This window comes from Patulibacter brassicae, from assembly GCF_033949425.1.
GTDB lineage: Bacteria > Actinomycetota > Thermoleophilia > Solirubrobacterales > Solirubrobacteraceae > Patulibacter > Patulibacter brassicae.
The window spans coordinates 233,543-248,496 of the sequence record NZ_JAXAVX010000005.1 but is presented as its reverse complement, the minus strand read 5'-3'; the positions used below and the strand labels follow the sequence as shown (position 1 = coordinate 248,496).

Annotated in this window: 16 protein-coding genes; 10 read left to right on the top strand and 6 right to left on the bottom strand. The window is 75.5% G+C overall.

What is annotated here, in order from left to right; translation table 11 throughout:
• Positions 1-76 precede the first annotated feature (76 nt).
• Together purE and SK069_RS12310 are read left to right on the top strand one after the other, a co-directional pair.
• Positions 77-592: a 5-(carboxyamino)imidazole ribonucleotide mutase gene (gene purE, locus SK069_RS12315; RefSeq protein WP_319954537.1), complete on the top strand. Its 516-nt coding sequence runs from the start codon at positions 77-79 to the stop codon at positions 590-592.
• Positions 589-1,734, top strand: a complete 1,146-nt coding sequence (locus SK069_RS12310; protein ID WP_319954536.1) for a 5-(carboxyamino)imidazole ribonucleotide synthase — start codon at positions 589-591, stop codon at positions 1,732-1,734. The genes purE and SK069_RS12310 overlap by 4 nt, the downstream gene beginning before the upstream one ends.
• 70 nt (positions 1,735-1,804) lie before the next feature.
• Here SK069_RS12310 and SK069_RS12305 read toward each other — a convergent pair whose 3' ends face one another.
• The gene (locus SK069_RS12305; RefSeq protein WP_319954535.1) at positions 1,805-2,449 is read right to left on the bottom strand and encodes a TetR/AcrR family transcriptional regulator; all 645 of its coding nucleotides are present in this window, start codon (positions 2,447-2,449) and stop codon (positions 1,805-1,807) included.
• A gap of 166 nt (positions 2,450-2,615) precedes the next feature.
• On the opposite strand from SK069_RS12305, the gene SK069_RS12300 reads away from it, so the two are divergent.
• The 6 genes from SK069_RS12300 to SK069_RS12275 all read left to right on the top strand — a co-directional run bounded on the left by SK069_RS12300 (position 2,616) and on the right by SK069_RS12275 (position 8,616).
• Positions 2,616-3,251, top strand: a complete 636-nt coding sequence (locus SK069_RS12300; protein ID WP_319954534.1) for a TetR/AcrR family transcriptional regulator — start codon at positions 2,616-2,618, stop codon at positions 3,249-3,251.
• Positions 3,252-3,319: 68 nt separating this feature from the next.
• On the top strand, positions 3,320-3,907 hold the full coding sequence (locus SK069_RS12295; protein ID WP_319954533.1) for a TetR/AcrR family transcriptional regulator: 588 nt from the start codon (positions 3,320-3,322) through the stop codon (positions 3,905-3,907).
• Positions 3,908-4,159: 252 nt separating this feature from the next.
• A complete protein-coding gene (locus SK069_RS12290; protein WP_319954532.1) occupies positions 4,160-5,491 on the top strand; it encodes a protoporphyrinogen/coproporphyrinogen oxidase in 1,332 nt (443 codons plus the stop codon).
• 23 nt (positions 5,492-5,514) lie between these two features.
• On the top strand, positions 5,515-6,816 hold the full coding sequence (locus tag SK069_RS12285) for a phytoene desaturase family protein (RefSeq protein ID WP_319954531.1): 1,302 nt from the start codon (positions 5,515-5,517) through the stop codon (positions 6,814-6,816).
• Positions 6,813-7,964, top strand: a complete 1,152-nt coding sequence (locus SK069_RS12280; RefSeq protein WP_319954530.1) for a thiolase family protein — start codon at positions 6,813-6,815, stop codon at positions 7,962-7,964. The genes SK069_RS12285 and SK069_RS12280 overlap by 4 nt, the downstream gene beginning before the upstream one ends.
• A 1-nt stretch (position 7,965) precedes the next feature.
• Complete coding sequence (locus tag SK069_RS12275; RefSeq protein ID WP_319954529.1) at positions 7,966-8,616, top strand: TetR/AcrR family transcriptional regulator; 651 nt, start codon at positions 7,966-7,968, stop codon at positions 8,614-8,616.
• 55 nt (positions 8,617-8,671) lie between these two features.
• Here SK069_RS12275 and SK069_RS12270 read toward each other — a convergent pair whose 3' ends face one another.
• The gene (locus tag SK069_RS12270; protein WP_319954528.1) at positions 8,672-9,865 is read right to left on the bottom strand and encodes a zinc-dependent alcohol dehydrogenase; all 1,194 of its coding nucleotides are present in this window, start codon (positions 9,863-9,865) and stop codon (positions 8,672-8,674) included.
• Positions 9,866-10,100: 235 nt separating this feature from the next.
• Here SK069_RS12270 and SK069_RS12265 point away from each other — a divergent pair, with 235 nt between their 5' ends.
• On the top strand, positions 10,101-11,516 hold the full coding sequence (locus tag SK069_RS12265; protein ID WP_319954527.1) for an aldehyde dehydrogenase family protein: 1,416 nt from the start codon (positions 10,101-10,103) through the stop codon (positions 11,514-11,516).
• Between the two features lie 67 nt (positions 11,517-11,583).
• Here the strand turns inward: SK069_RS12265 and SK069_RS12260 are convergent, their stop codons facing one another.
• On the bottom strand, positions 11,584-12,021 hold the full coding sequence (locus tag SK069_RS12260) for a hypothetical protein (RefSeq protein ID WP_319954526.1): 438 nt from the start codon (positions 12,019-12,021) through the stop codon (positions 11,584-11,586).
• 62 nt (positions 12,022-12,083) lie between these two features.
• The gene (locus SK069_RS12255) at positions 12,084-12,644 is read right to left on the bottom strand and encodes a cysteine hydrolase family protein (RefSeq protein ID WP_319954525.1); all 561 of its coding nucleotides are present in this window, start codon (positions 12,642-12,644) and stop codon (positions 12,084-12,086) included.
• Positions 12,645-12,878: 234 nt separating this feature from the next.
• On the opposite strand from SK069_RS12255, the gene SK069_RS12250 reads away from it, so the two are divergent.
• Positions 12,879-13,145 carry a hypothetical protein gene (locus SK069_RS12250; protein WP_319954524.1) on the top strand — a complete coding sequence of 89 codons (267 nt, stop codon included), beginning with the start codon at positions 12,879-12,881 and terminating at the stop codon, positions 13,143-13,145.
• 47 nt (positions 13,146-13,192) lie between these two features.
• Here SK069_RS12250 and SK069_RS12245 read toward each other — a convergent pair whose 3' ends face one another.
• Positions 13,193-14,044, bottom strand: a complete 852-nt coding sequence (locus SK069_RS12245; RefSeq protein WP_319954523.1) for an SDR family oxidoreductase — start codon at positions 14,042-14,044, stop codon at positions 13,193-13,195.
• Positions 14,041-14,952: an SDR family NAD(P)-dependent oxidoreductase gene (locus tag SK069_RS12240; RefSeq protein WP_319954522.1), complete on the bottom strand. Its 912-nt coding sequence runs from the start codon at positions 14,950-14,952 to the stop codon at positions 14,041-14,043. Before SK069_RS12240 ends, SK069_RS12245 begins: the two co-directional genes overlap by 4 nt.
• Between the last annotated feature and the right edge of the window lie 2 nt (positions 14,953-14,954).

Below are 14,954 nucleotides of genomic sequence, written 5' to 3'. Positions count from 1 at the left end.
CCGCCGGCCGGGGGTCGCGGGCCGCGCCGGATACCCTGCAGGGGCGCCGACCCGAGCGACCCCGGCGCCCGCCTCGATGACCGCAGACCCCTCCGCCCTGCCGCGCGTCGCGGTGATCATGGGCTCCGACTCCGACTGGCCCGTCATGGCGGCCGCGGTCGAGGCGCTGAAGGAGCTCGACGTCCCGTGGGAGGCCCGCGTCGTCTCCGCGCACCGCACGCCGGAGGACATGGTCGCGTTCGCCCGCGAGGCGGCCGATCGCGGGATCGGGGTGATCATCGCCGGCGCCGGCGGCGCCGCGCACCTGCCCGGCATGGTCGCGTCGCTCACCCCGCTGCCGGTCATCGGCGTGCCGGTCGCGATCACGAAGCTCGACGGGATGGACGCCCTGCTGTCGATCGTCCAGATGCCCGCGGGCGTGCCGGTCGCCACCGTCGCCGTCGACGGGGCGCGCAACGCCGGGATCCTCGCGGCGCAGATCCTCGCCGCGACGGACGCCGCGGTGCGCGCGCGGATGGTCGCGTTCCAGGCCGGCCTCGCCGACCAGGCGCGTGCGAAGGACGCGCGCCTGCAGGCCACGCTCGACGCATGAGCAGCGAGGCGATGGTCGTCGGCGTCGTCGGCGGCGGGCAGCTGGCCCGGATGCTCCACCAGGCCGCGATCAGCCTCGGCGTGCGCGTGGTCGTGCTCGATCCCGACGCGGGCTGCTCGGCCGCGCTGGCCGGCGCCGAGCGCTTCGACGGCACCTGGACGTCGGCGGAGGACCTCGTCGCCTTCTCCCGCTCCGGCGTCGACGTCGTGACGTTCGACCACGAGCTGACCGATCCGGCCGACCTGCGCGTGCTCGAGCGGGAGTCGCCCGTCCCCGTCCGGCCGGGTCCCGCGACGAAGCTCCTCGCGCAGGACAAGCTCCACGCGCGCACGACGTTCGCCGCGCGCGGGCTCCCGGTCCCGGCGTTCGCCGAGGTCGCCACGGCCGAGGACGTGGCGGCGTTCGCGGGCGAGCACGGCTGGCCGGTCGTGCTGAAGGCGCGCCGCGGCGGCTACGACGGCCGCGGCGTGTGGATCCTCGCCGACCGCGACGCGGCCGCGACGGTGCTGGCGGACGCGGAGGGCATCCCGGGCTTCCTCGTCGAGGAGCTCGTCGACCTCGCCGCCGAGGTCTCGGTGATGGTCGCCCGGCGGCCGTCGGGCGAGCGGCGCGCGTGGCCGACCTTCGTCACGACCCAGGTCGACGGGATCTGCACCGAGGTGATCCTGGGCGGCGACGCCGGTCCGGCGGGGCTCGCCGAGCGCGCGCGGGAGCTCGCCCTCGACCTCGCCGAGCAGGCCGGCCTGACCGGGGTGATGGCCGTGGAGCTGTTCGTCACCCGCGACGGCGAGCTGCGCATCAACGAGCTCGCCTGCCGTCCGCACAACTCCGGGCACGTGACGATGGACAGCTGCGTCACGGATCAGTTCGAGCAGCACCTGCGCGCGGTCCTCGACCTGCCCCTCGGCGCCCCGGACCCCCTCGTCGACGCGGCGGTCATGGTGAACGTCCTCGGCGGACCGGACCCGTGGGACCGCGAGGGGCTGACCGACGCCCTCGCCGTCGAGGACGCGACCCTGCACCTCTACGGCAAGGGCCACCGGCCGGGGCGCAAGCTCGGCCACGTGAACGCGGTCGGCGCGACGGTCGAGCAGGCGCGGACGCGGGCACGGGCGGTCGCCGACGCGCTCGGCAGCCCGTAGCCCGCTGCGGTCCGGCGCCGTGCGCGGCGGCCGAGCGGTCCAGGCGCGTGGCCGCCGCCACCCCGCGGCGTCAGGCCCGCTCGGCCGGCGGCCAGACGGCGACCTGCCAGAGGTGGAGCATCGCGGCGACGAGGCCGGGCTCCGGCGTCCCGCGGGCGACGATCGAGCGGACGTCCCGCTCCATCACGCCGACGGAGCTGTCGAGCAGCAGGCGCGCGAACTCGTCGACCGCCACGCCGGCGCGCGCGAGCTGCGCGCTGGCGATCGGGTCGCGCGAGAACTTCTCGGCGAACGTCGCGGCGAGGTGGGTGACCATCGCGTCCCAGTCGGCCCGCGTCTCCTCGTCGACGGCCGCGGCGTCCATCATCGCCACGAGCAGGCTCGCGTGCTCGCGCCAGAAGGCGACGGAGTTCCTGATCGCCACCTCGATCTGGGCGGGGCCGTCGGGTGCCTCGGGGTCGTACCAGTCGACGCCGAGGTTGAGGATCCCGTCGCGGACCCCGTCGATGAGCGCGGCGACGGCCGCGCTCTTGCCGGGGAAGTAGAAGTAGAAGCCCGAGCGCGTGATCCCCGCCCGACGCGTGATGTCGTCGATCTCGATCTCGGCGAGCGGGCGGTCGTCGAGCAGCGCCTCGAGCGCCTCGAGCAGCTGCGCGCGGCGGCGCTGGCCGCGGGGGCTGAGGTCCGACGGGTCGCCCGGGGCAGGGGTGCTCACCGCGGAGACGCTACGCGCCGTCCGCGGCGCTCGTCCTGCCGGTCGTCGCGACCTTGGCCGATCCCGGCGCGCGCTGCCAGAATTGACGGATGACAACTTCGTGCCGGCCGCGGCGGGCGGCGCGCCGGGGCCGCCGCCTCGGCGTGTGATGCAATCCCCTACTTCGATGCGAGCGCAGAGGGCCGCCGTCACGCCGAAGGGCGCCGATCGCCGCGAGCGGATCCTGCGGGCGCTCGAGGAGCTCCTCGAGACGACGCCGTTCGCCGAGATCAAGATCGGCCAGCTCACGGCCCGGGCCGAGGTCACGCGACCGGGCTTCTACTTCTACTTCCCCACGAAGTCGGCGGCCGTCGCCGCGCTGCTCGAGGACCTCTTCGAGGCCACGCACCAGGTCGCGGCGTCGTGGTACGGCGGCGACCATCCCGACCCCGCGTCGGCGATCGCGGCGGTCCGCGAGGGCATGGCCGGCACCGCGCGGCTCTGGCGCGAGAACGCGCGGATCTTCCGGGCGATGATCGAGGCGGCGCACGCGGACCCGGAGGTCGGCGTGCTCTGGGACGCGTGGCGGATGGCGTTCGTCGAGCGCGTGGCGGCCCGCATCGTCCTGGAGCGCGAGGCGGGCGAGATGCTGCCCGGACCGCGGGCCGAGCTCGTGGCCGAAACGCTCGTCGGCGGCGTCTTCTTCGCGATGGAGCGCGACGTCGCCGCGGTCCTCGCCGGGACGGAGGGGTCGCTCGACGAGCTCGTCGACGCCCTCGTCTTCGTCTACGCCAACGCGCTCTACGGCGAGGTCCGCGGGTGACGAGCGGTCGGGCCGCCCTCGGGCGGGGGGCCGGGTCCCCCGGGACCCGCGCCGACCGGCGGGCCGAGATGGTCCTCCGGATCCGGGACGCGCTGGAGCGGCTGCTCGCCGACGGCACCGCCTACACCGAGCTCGGCGTCGATCGGATCGTCGCCGAGGCGGGGATCCCGCGCTCGACGTTCTACGTCTACTTCTCCGACCGCAGCGAGATGCTGCGCGCGATCTTCCACGAGAGCTGGGCGTCGCTCGGGGCCGCGACGCGGCCGTGGTGGGAGCTCGAGGGACCGGTCGCGCGCGCCGACGTCCACCGGGTCCTCGACGGGCTGGTGCGGTCCTACCGCCCGCACACGCCGCTGATGTCCGCTGTCCACGACGCGGCGGCCTACGATCCCGCCGTCCGCGAGCTCGTCGAGGGGCTGATCGCCGACAGCGTCGAGCAGGCCACCGGGCACCTCCTGCGGGGCCAGCGCGAGGGGTTCGTGAACCCGGCGCTCCCGCCGCGCCAGGCCGCCGCGTGGATCGTGCACATGTGGGAGCGGTCGATGCACCGCTTCGTCCGGGACGTCCCGGACGCCGAGCTCGAGGCGGCGATCGACGCCGTGGTCGAGCTCGTCTGGCAGGCGCTCTACGCGCCCGCCGCCGCGCCGCGCGCCTGACCTGCGGCGGCGCCGGCCCGCGATGCGGACGACCTCGCCGGAGGCCGGCGAAGGCCCGTGACGACGGGGTAGATGTGGCGTCCAGACGTCTTGTGCGGACAGCGTGACCAAAAAAACTTGACGCGAGTCAATGAGTCCCCTACGCTGCCCACGGGGGGTCGGGGCGCTGGGCGCTTGACGGTCGTAAAGTCGTCGGGCAATATGTCTGGACGTTCCGTCCAGGTCACGGATCGCGAAGAGAGCGGGAGCGTCATGCGGGTCATCGTCATCGGAGCGGGCATCGCCGGCGCGGCCGCCGCGCGCGGCCTGCGCGCGCAGGGCCACGAGGTCGTCGTGGTCGAGTCGGCGGACGGGGTCGGCGGCCGCACGCGGACCGTCGAGGTCGACGGCTTCCGCGTCGACACCGGCGCGATCTTCGTCATGGGCCAGTACGACCGGACGCTCGAGTTCCTGCGCGAGTCCGGGCACGCGACCGCGATGGGCCGCTGGCCCGCGCGGACCGCCGTGCTCGCCGACGACGGGCGCCTGCACCGCGTGCGGTTCGACCGGCCGTGGACGCTGCTCGGCCTGCCGCAGCTGCGTCTCGGCGACCGGCTGCGGATGGCGGCGCGGATCGGGCGGCTCGTCCTCACGCGCGGCCCGGGCCCGTTCACCCTGGAGGAGCTCGCGGTCGGCGACGACGGCACGACGCTGTCGGACTGGGGCCGCCGGACCCTCGGGGACCGGGGGTACGAGTACGTCCTGCGCCCGCTGATGGGGCCGCTGACCGGCGCCGACCCCGACGTCATCTCCGCGGGGTTCGCCCGCGCGCTGATGCACCAGGTGACGCGGACCCAGCTGACCGTGCCGGCCGGGGGCATGGGGGCGATCGCCGACTGGCTGCTCCAGGACGCCGGCGCCGAGGTCCGCCTGTCCGCGCCGGCGCGCTCGCTCGCCGCGACGGACGCCGGGATCGTCGTCGGGCTCGACGACGAGACGCTCGAGGCCGACGGCGTCGTCGTGGCCACCGACGTCCGCACGACGACGGAGCTGCTCCGGCCGGTGCTCGATCCCGACCTGACGGTCGAGCTCGAGCGCGTGACGCCGATCCGCACCTTCCACGTCCTGCTGGGCTACCACCGCGACCCGTGGGCCGACGTGCCCTACGACCTCGTCGTGCGGGCCGGCAGCGGGCGCCACCACGACTACGGCGTGCTGCGCAACGCGCGTCGCGCGCCCGGCTCGGCCCCGCCCGGCGGCGAGACCGTCAGCGTCTACCTCGACACCGCGCAGCTCGCCGGCCGCGACCCGCTCGAGGCGGCGCGCACCGCGGTCGCCGACACCTTCGGGCCCGCGCGCGCGGACGTCGAGCGGGTCTTCGAGCTCGAGGCCGGGCTCATCGCCCCGACGCCCGGGCACTACCGCCGGATGCTCGCGCTGCGCGACGCGATGCCGGACCGGATCCGGCTCGCGGGCGACTTCCTCACGCACTCGGGGATCGAGGGGGCGCTGCGCTCGGGCGACCGCGCCGCCGCCGACCTCGACGCCCTGGCCGCCGCGACGTCCTCCGCGTCCGGCGTGGCCGCGGCCCCCACCACCGTCTGATCCCTCGACCCAGGACCCTCGACATGACCGAGAACTTCGACGCCGTCGTCATCGGCGCCGGCGCGGGCGGCCTCTTCACCGCCGCGCGCTTCCAGCACGCCGGCCTGCGCACGCTCGTCGTCGAGCGGCTGGACCGCGTCGGCGGCCGCGCCTCGACCCACGACATCGACGGGTTCAAGGTGAACGTCGGCGCGATCGTCATCGAGCGCGGCGGGATCACCGAGGAGACCTTCGCCGAGGTCGGCGCCCGGTTCGAGGTCCGCGAGCCGAAGCCGCCGATCCTCTACCGGATCAAGGGCAAGGACGTCGACGTCTCCAGCGGCGGCTGGGGGCTGCTGCTCGGCAAGCTCACGAAGCAGGGCGCGAAGCTCCTCGGCGGCCTCGGCGCCGCGCGGACCGACGACGGGCTGCCCGACCACGAGCAGACGACCGCGGACTGGCTGCGCAAGTACACGAAGAACGAGTCGGTCCACGGGATCTTCAACAACATGATCGCGTCGATCTTCGCGGTCACCGCCGAGGAGCTCCCGGCGCGGGTCTTCCTCACGTACATGACCCGCAAGAGCGCCTTCAAGCGCTTCGGCTTCTGCCCCGAGGGCACGATCGGCGTCTGGCGCGCCCTCGCCGAGCGGATCGAGGAGCTCGGCGGCGAGATCTGGCTCGACGCGGAGGCGGAGGGCGTCGAGGTCGCCGACGGGCTCGTGCGCTCGGTGCGCGTCCGCCGCGGCGGCGAGACGGTCGACGTGCCCTGCTCGGTGCTCGTCAGCGACGTCGGCCCGGCGGCGACCGTCGGCCTCGTCGGCGAGGAGCACCTCGGCGAGGAGCACGTGCGGATGGTCCGCGAGCGCGACCGCCCGTGCGCGATGCTCGCCGTGAACTTCGCCAGCCGCGAGCCGCTGATCAAGGCGCAGGGCATGCTCTCCTTCGCGAAGACCCGGCGCCTCTGCTACGTGGCGAACTTCACCGCCACCTGCCCCGAGATGGCCCCCGAGGGCTGGAACCTCTACGTCGCCTCGTCGGTCCCGCGGCCCGCGGTCGGGCCGTTCGACGAGGAGCAGGAGATGGCGCTGCTCCTGGAGGACCTCCACGACGAGATCGAGGGCTTCGCCGACGCGCGGATCCTCTCGCAGGTCGTGCGCCGCGACGAGTGGCCGCCGCAGCGCGCGGTCGCGGGCTTCGACATGCCGCACACGACCCCGATCCCGAACCTCTGGAACGTCGGCGACGGCGTGAAGGAGTACGCCAACGGCGGGACCACCGCGTGCGCGGAGACGGCGAAGATCGTCGCCGACCAGATCCTCACCGGCGACCGGGTCCCCGCGTGAGCGCGCGCGACGCGGTCATCGTCGAGGCGGTCCGCACGCCGGTCGGCAAGCGCAACGGCGGGCTCTCGACGGTCCACCCGGCCGAGCTGTCCGCGCACGTGCTGCGGTCGCTGGCGGAGCGCTCCGGGCTGGACCCGGCGCTCGTGGACGACGTCGTCTGGGGCTGCGGGTCCCAGGTCGGCGAGCAGTCCTTCAACATCGCGCGGACCGCGGTGCTCGCGGCGGGGTGGCCGGAGTCGGTGCCCGGCACGACGCTGGACCGGCAGTGCGGCTCCTCGCAGCAGGCGATCCACTTCGCCGCGGCGGGGCTCGTGAGCGGCCAGTACGACGTCGTGGTGACCGGCGGGGTGGAGTCGATGTCGCGGGTGCCGATGGGCTCCTCGATGGCCGGCGCGGATCCGCTGGGTCCGAGCTTCCTGGCGCGTTACGACGGCGTGGCGCCGAACCAGGGGACGGGGGCGGAGCTCATCGCGCAGCGGTGGGGGCTCTCGCGCACGCAGCTGGACGAGTTCTCCCTGGAGTCGCACGCGCGGGCGGGCGCGGCGATCGACGAGGGCCGGTTCGCGGCGCAGATCGCGCCGGTCACGACGCCGGACGGGACGGTCATCGACACGGACGAGGGCGTCCGGCGCGGCGGGACCGTCGAGTCGATGGCCGGGATCCGGGCGGCGTACCGCGAGGGCGGGGTCGTGACGGCGGGCAACGCGTCGCAGATCAGCGATGGCTCGGCCGCGTTGCTCATGACCACGAGCGAGCGGGCCGCGGAGCTGGGGTGGCGGCCGATCGCGCGGGTCGTCGCCGCGACGGTCGTGGCCAACGATCCGGTGACGATGCTCACCGCGCCGATCCCGGCGACGGCGAAGGTGCTGGAGCGCGCGGGGCTCGGGCTGGAGCAGATCGACGCGTTCGAGGTCAACGAGGCGTTCGCGTCGGTGGCGCTGGCGTGGCTGCAGGACACGGGCGCGGACCACGCCCGGCTGAACCCCAACGGCGGGGCCATCGCGCTGGGGCATCCGATCGGCGGCTCCGGGGCGCGGCTCATGACGACCCTCGTGCACCACCTGCGCGACCAGGGCCTGCGGTACGGGTTGCAGACGATGTGCGAGGGCGGCGGCATGGCGAACGCCACGATCGTCGAGGCGCTCTGAGGTGGCGGGCGTCGCCACCGGCCGGCGCACGAGCGCCGGGGAGCGGCGCGACGCGCGGCGCGCCGACCTCGCGGCGACGCTCCTCGGCCCGCTCGACGCCACGCTGCGCGAGGTCGGCGGCTACGAGCACGTCCACCTCGGCGGACTGCTCGAGCGCGCCGGCGTCGCGCGGTCGACGTTCTACTACGCCTTCGACGGCAAGGCCGACCTGCAGCTGGCGATCGCGCAGGACCTCGTCGAGCTCGTCTTCGAGCCCGGCCTGCGGCTGCTCGACGGCGCCGGCGTCGTCGGGGTCCACGAGATCGCGCTCGGCGCCGCGCAGCTCGCCGACGGCCTGAACCGCTACCCGCACGTCTGCTCGGCGTTCCTGCCCGGACTCGGCCACGCCTGGCTCGCCCCGGAGCTCGAGGGCCGGATCGACGACGTGCGCCGGCGCTTCGAGCGCAGCATCGCGGCCCAGGTCGAGGCCGGCACCACCCGTCCGGGGCTCGACCCGGGACCGACGGCGGCGTGGCTCGTCGGGATGCTCCTGCACGGCACGGGACGGCTGCTCGCCGCCGCCGGGCCGGTCGCGCGGCGGCGCAACGCCACCGCGATGGCCGAGATCGCCTGGCTGGCGCTCTACGGCCGCGGGCTCGACGCGCCGCGCTGACGCCCGCCACGCGATCGCCGGCGCCGCCCCGGGGCGCGACGCCGGCGGGCGACGATCAGGCGGCGGAGGGCTGGAGGATGGTCTTGATCATGCCGTCCTCCTTGCGCTGGAACGTCCCGTAGGCCTCGGGGCCCTGCTCGAGCGGCAGCTTGTGCGTCGCGAGGTCGCCGACGCCCAGCGGGTCGTCGTCGTCCTCGACGAGCGGCAGCAGGTCGTCGATCCACCGCTTGACGTTCGCCTGGCCCATCCGCAGCGTCACCTGCTTGTCGAAGAGCTGCAGCATCGGCATCGGATCCGCCGCGCCGCCGTAGACGCCCGACAGCGAGATCGTCCCGCCGCGTCGCACGACGTCGCCCGCGGCGTGCAGGACGCTCAGCCGGTCGAGACCGGCCTTCTCCATCACGACCTGGCCGACCTTCTTCGGCAGGTACTTCGTCATGCCCTGGGCGAGCTTCCCGAGCGGCGCCCCGTGGGCCTCCATGCCGACGGCGTCGATGACGCTGTCCGGTCCCCGACCGTCCGTGCGCTCCTGCAGCTCGCCGCGCAGGTCGTCGACCTCGCGGACGTCGATGACCTCGATGCCGTGCCGCGCCGCGAGCGCCAGGCGCTCGGGAACGAGGTCCAGGCCGAAGACGCGCTGGGCGCCGCGGTGCCGGGCGATCCGCGCCGACATCTGCCCGATCGGCCCGAGGCCGAAGACCGCGACGCTGCCGCCGTCGGGGACGTGCGCGTAGTCGACGGCCTGCCACGCCGTCGGCAGGACGTCGGAGAGGTAGACGTAGCGCTCGTCCGGCGGACCGTGCGGGACCTTGATCGGCCCGTACTGCGCCTGGGGGACCCGCAGGTACTCCGCCTGGCCGCCGGGGACCTGGCCGTAGAGCTTCGTGTAGCCCAGCAGCGCGGCACCCTTCTCCTGGTCGCGCACCTGGGTCGTCTCGCACTGCGACTGCAGGCCGTGCCCGCACATCCAGCAGTGCCCGCAGCTCACGTTGAAGGGGATGACGACGCGGTCGCCCGGCGCGATGCCGGAGACCTCGGCGCCGACCTCCTCCACGACGCCCATCGGCTCGTGACCGAGGATGTCCCCGGGCTCGAGGAACGGGCCCAGGACCTCGTAGAGGTGGAGGTCGGAGCCGCAGATCCCCGACGAGGTGACGCGGATGATCGCGTCGGTGGGGTGCTCGATCCGCGGGTCGGGGACGGTGTCGATGCGGACGTCGCGGGGGCCGTGCCAGGTGAGGGCCTTCATGGGTCTCCGTTCCGTTCAGGGTCGGGCGGCGGACGCGTGGTCGCCGCGCGGACGCGGCGGCGGGAGCGCCGGGCGGGGCGCCGGTGCGCCCCTCCTGCCTAGGGCTACCCGACTCCGGCGGGGACGAACGTCGCGCTTCGCCGGTCGTCCCGCCCGAGGCGACCCGCGGCCGCCGGTCGCGCTTGCCGCGCGCCCCCGGCGGGTACCCCCTGCGCCGACCTCCGGAGGAACGACCATGGCCACCATCGACCCGCCCGCCGTCATCGGCCGTCGCCCGGCGCCGCTGCGGATCCACGACCCGGCGACCGACGAGCTCGTCGCCGAGGTCGCGCAGGCCGATGACCACGCGGCGTCCCGCGCGCTGCGCGAGCTCGCCGAGGCGGCACCGCGATGGCGCGACCGTCCCGCGGGCGACCGCGCGGCGGGCCTGCGCGCGTGGTCCCGCGCGCTCGCCGAGCACGAGGAGGAGCTGGCGCGGCTCGTCACCCGCGAGACGGGTCGCCCGCTGCGGGAGGCGCTGGCCGGCGTCCGGGCCGGCGTGGAGGGCGCGGCGCAGTACGCCGAGCTCGGCCTCGGCCATCGCGGCCGCCGGCTGCTCGGCGATCCCGACGCCGACGACGTCATGGAGCCGCGCGCCCTCGGCGTCGCGCTCGTCCTCCTGCCCTGGAACGACCCGATCGCGCTCGCGGCGAGCCAGCTGGCGGCCTGCCTCGTCACCGGGAACGTCGTGCTCGTCAAGCCGTCGGAGCGCGCGCCGCTCGCGGTGGCGTGGGCCGTGGACCTGCTGCCGGAGGCGCTGCGACCCGCGGTCCGCCTGCTGCAGGGCGACGGCCGGCTCGGCGCGCGGCTCGTGGCCGATCCCGCCGTCGACGTCGTCCTGCACACCGGGGCGATCGAGACCGGCCAGGCGATCGCGGCGACCTCCGCCCGGCACCTGCGGCGCACGATCCTCGAGCTCGGAGGCAACGATCCGCTCGTCGTCGACGGGGACGTCGACCCCGGGTGGGCGGCGGCCCAGGCCGCCAGCGGGGCCTTCGCGAACGCCGGTCAGCTCTGCACCGCCGTCGAGCGGATCGTCGTGCACCGGCGCGTCGCCGGCCCGTTCCTCGAGCACCTCGTGCGCCGGGCGGAGGCGCTGCGTCCCGGACCGCCGGAGGACCGCCGCACGACCCTCGGGCCCCTCGTGGATCAGCGCCACCGCGCGATGGTCCACGGCCACGTCCAGGGCGCCCTGGCCAGCGGCGCCGTCGCGCGCACGGGCGGCGTCGTGCCCGACGGTCCCGGCTGCTTCTACCCGCCGACCGTGCTCACGGAGGTGCGCCCGGAGATGGCGGTCTGGGCCACGGAGACGTTCGGGCCGGTCGCCCCGGTGATCGTCGTCGACGACGTCGAGGAGGGTCTCGCGCTCGCCGCCGAGGGCCGCCACGGGCTCGCCGCGACGGTCCTCACCAACAGCGACCGCACGGCGCGCGAGGCCGCCCGGCGGTTGGACGTCGGGACCCTGAAGATCAACGCGGTCTTCGGCGGGGCGCCGGCCGGCGCCGCGGAGCCGCGGCGCCACAGCGGACTCGGGACCGGCTTCGGCCCCGAGCTGCTCGACGAGCTGACGAGCTGGCGCGTCGTGCACCGGTGCGCGGCCGCCACGCGCTGAGGCGCTGGCGCTCGTGCGCCCCCGCGGGCGGGCGACGGCGCGCTCGCGGTCGCCGCACCGCGAGCGCTCAGATCCGCAGCAGCGGGCGCTGGTCGGGCCGGCGGCGGCCCTGGTGCGGATGCTCCGGGATCACGAGGCGCTGCGGGCCCTCGGGGCGGTCGTGCTCGCGCGCGGTCGGCTCGGGCTGCTCGTCGTCGGTCGCCTGCAGCAGCGTGACGAGCAGGTAGGCCATCCCGCCCACGACGCCGAGCAGCGGGATGACGATGAGGACCGGCGCGATCGCGTGGAGGACCACGACGAGCACGGTGACGGCGAGGACGATCGCGGGCATCGCCAGGAGCAGCCGCGTCGTGTGGAGGTCGCCGGGCGGGTCCTCGTCCGGCGTCAGGTGGGGGTACTTCTCCTCCCCCGGAGCGGGGTGGCCGCCGGTGTGGGCGGGGTGCTCCCCCTCGCCGTGGCTCGGCGTCGAGGAGCGCTGATGGGTGCTGCGCGTCTCGGAGGTCATGGTCTCCGCCTACCCGGGGCGCGGGTGGGCATGCGCGGACGCGATCCCCGGACCGGCGGCCCTCAGCCCCAGTCGACCTGCTCGTCGACGACCTCGGCGTGGAGGTTCGCCTCCATCATCCGCAGCGCCGCCGCCGCGAGCTCCTCGTCGATGTGGGCCACGGCCGCTCGCGGCACGACGACGTCGAGGTGGCGGACGTAGGCGTCCAGCGCGCTGTAGAGGATGCACTGCTCGGTCACCTGCCCGGTGAGGATCACCCGGGCCACCCCGGCGCGCTCGAGCAGGTACTCCAGCGGCGTGGCGTAGAACGCCGAGTGGCGTGCCTTGAGCAGGAACGGCGAGCCCTTCCGCGGCACGATCGGATCGACGAGCTCGTCGGGCGAGCCGCGCCGGGCCAGCGCGACGAGGTCCTCCGCGCCGATGTCCCAGCGGTCGTGCTGGTCGTTGACGTGCACGACGAGCACGTCGCGCGCGTGCGCCTCGTCGATGAGCCGCCCGATCACCGGCGCCGCCGCGTGGGCGCTCGGGCGCAGGGCGTCGCCGTCCGGGTGGTCGTAGTCGTTGAGGACGTCGATGACGAGGAGCGCGGTCCGTCCGCCGCCGTCGCGGTCGGCGGCGCTCATCGGGCCGCTCCGCGCGCCGGTCGTCGGCGCGGTCGTGCAGGGGTCGTCATCGGGCTCCTCTCGGGGTCGGATCGGGGTGCCGCAGGGCTACCCGGCGCCTCCCCGGCGCACACGGCTCGCGCGCGGGACGATCCGCGGGTGCCCATCGCGCTGTTTGGGGTGCCGGGGGGGTCGGGTAGCCACGAGGCAAACGACGGCCCGGCGCGCCATCGCCGGGCCCCGAAGGGAGCTCATGTGCCGCAGGGGAGCGCCGGCCACACCATCGACCACCACGAGATCCGCCGCTGGGCGGAGCGCCGCGGCGCCGAGCCGGGGCGACGGGTCGCGCCGGAGGGCCACAGCAGCATCGGCTTCCGCATCGGCGAGGAGGGCAGCGATCTCGAGCCGCTCGGCTGGGACGAGTTCCTGGCCCTGTTCGACGAGCTCGGTCTCGCGATGCTCTATCGCGAGACCGACGCGCAGGGCGCGTTGAGCACCGCGCACGAGTTCGTCGAGCGCTGAGCTCCGCGCCGCCGGGCGGCTCCGCGCCGCCGGGCCGCGGAGCGACCTCACCGGTCCGCGGCGCCGGGCCCCCGGCCGACCGCGCGCCGCGGCAGCTCGCGGGCGATCGCGAACGCCCGCATGCCGGTCTCGACCGCCAGCTGCAGCCCGAGCTGCGGAGCGGCGACCGGCAGCTGCCACCACGGCGCGACCGCCGACGCCTGCCGGTGCGCGAGCGCGTGCACGATCCGCCCCGCCGCCTCGTCGACCGGCAGCGCCGAGCGCAGCAGCCGGGGGCTCCGCTCCAGGGTCCGCTCGATCCGCTCGTCCTCGGCGACCGCCTCGGCCATCTCGCTCTCGACCATGCCGAGGTAGAAGACGCCGGCGCTCGTCGGCCGGTGCATGAGCTCGATCCGCAGCTGGGCGGCGAGCTCGCCGACCGCCGCCTTCGTCGCCGGGTAGACGCCGGAGAGGGGGATCGGCACGATCCCCGCGATCGAGGCGACCGCCAGCAGGTGCCCGCCGGCGCGGTCGACGTGCGGCAGCGCCGCCTGCATCGTCCAGAGGGTGCCGTAGAGGTTCGTGTCGACGACGCGGCGGCAGTCCTCCTCGGACTGCTCGGCGATCGTCCCGGTCACGACGGCGCCGGCGCCGGCGATGACGCCGCACAACCCGCCGAAGCGCTCCGCCGCCGCATCGACGGCCTCGACGACCTGGGCGCGGTCGGTCACGTCGGCCGGGAACGCGACGGCGTCCGGGTGGTCGAGCTGCGCCTCGAGCTCCTCGAGGCGCTCCGTCGGGCGGCTCACGAGCGCCACGCGCGCGCCGTGCTCGAGCAGCACCCGGGCGATCTCGCGGCCGATGCCGCCGGTCGCGCCCGACAGGACGACCCCGCGGCCGGTGAGGTCGATGCGGCTCACGAGGAGACCTCCTGTCCGGCGTCGGCGTCGTGGCGGGGATCCTGGGTCTCGCCGGGATCGGTCGAGCGCTGCAGCGTCCGGTCCGTCGCCTGCGCGCCGCCCGGCAGCTCGTCGCGCAGCGCGGTCCGGGCCATGACGCGCTCGGCCACGGCGCGCACGAGCGCGTGGGGCCAGACCGCCGGCGTCATCCAGCGTGGCACCACGACGTGCCCTCGGCGGTCCCGCAGGCCGTCGACGATCGCCACGGCGACGTCCTCCGCGCGCGACGGCCGCGTGAGGAACGAGATCGACCGCTGCGTCGCGCGCGCGGTGCGCGGATCGCGCTGGACGTCGCGGTTCATCTGGGTGTCGACCGCGCCGAGGTAGACGACGCCGGCGCTCGTGCGGCGGTTCATCGCCTCGGTCCGCACCGTCGCGACGATGCTGTCGACCGCCGCCTTCGACGCGGGGTAGACGCCCGAGAGCGGGATCGGCGCGATGCCGGCGATCGAGGAGAGCGCCAGCGCGTGGCCCTCGGCCGCGTCGACGTGCGGCATCGCCGCCTGGAACGACCAGAGGGTGCCGTAGACGTTCACGTCGATGACGCGGCGGGCGTCGTCCTCGTGCTGGCCGACGAGCGTGTCGGGACGGACGAGGCCGGCACCGATGACGGCGGCCGCGAGCCCGCCGGTCCGCGCGGCGGCGTCGTCGACGACGGCGACGACCTCGCCGCGGTCGCGGACGTCGGCGGGCGCCACGACGGCCCGGTCCCCGAGCGCCTGCTCGAGCGCGTCGAGTCGGGGACCGGGCACGTCGAGCAGCACCGGCGTGGCTCCGAGGGCCACGAGCCGGTGGGCGACGGCGGTGCCGATGCCGCCGGCGGCCCCGGTGACGAGGACGCCGCGGCCGGCGAGGGAGAGCGGTCGCATCG